Source organism: Vibrio sp. PNB23_22_6, assembly GCF_052877535.1.
In genome coordinates this window covers 1-203 of sequence record NZ_JBNFXP010000115.1, presented here as the reverse complement: position 1 = coordinate 203, position 203 = coordinate 1, and the positions used below count along the sequence as shown (strand labels likewise).

2 tRNA genes are annotated in these 203 nt (G+C 51.2%); both read right to left on the bottom strand.

The annotated features are described in order from the left end of the window. Nucleotide 1: 1 nt before the first annotated feature. A tRNA-Gly gene (locus tag ACVA54_RS19845) sits at nt 2-74 on the bottom strand. A 52-nt stretch (nt 75-126) separates the two neighbouring features. Beyond that, nucleotides 127-202 (bottom strand) — tRNA-Gly (locus tag ACVA54_RS19840). Nucleotide 203 lies beyond the last annotated feature (1 nt).

Here is a 203-nt window from a genome sequence, read left to right as displayed (position 1 = left end):
GAGCGACACACGAGGTTCGAACTCGTGACCTCAACCTTGGCAAGGTTGCGCTCTACCAACTGAGCTAGTGTCGCAAATGTCATTGTTAAGCACAATGAGGGCTATCGCTTTCCACTTTGAAAAAAGTGGAGCGACACACGAGGTTCGAACTCGTGACCTCAACCTTGGCAAGGTTGCGCTCTACCAACTGAGCTAGTGTCGCA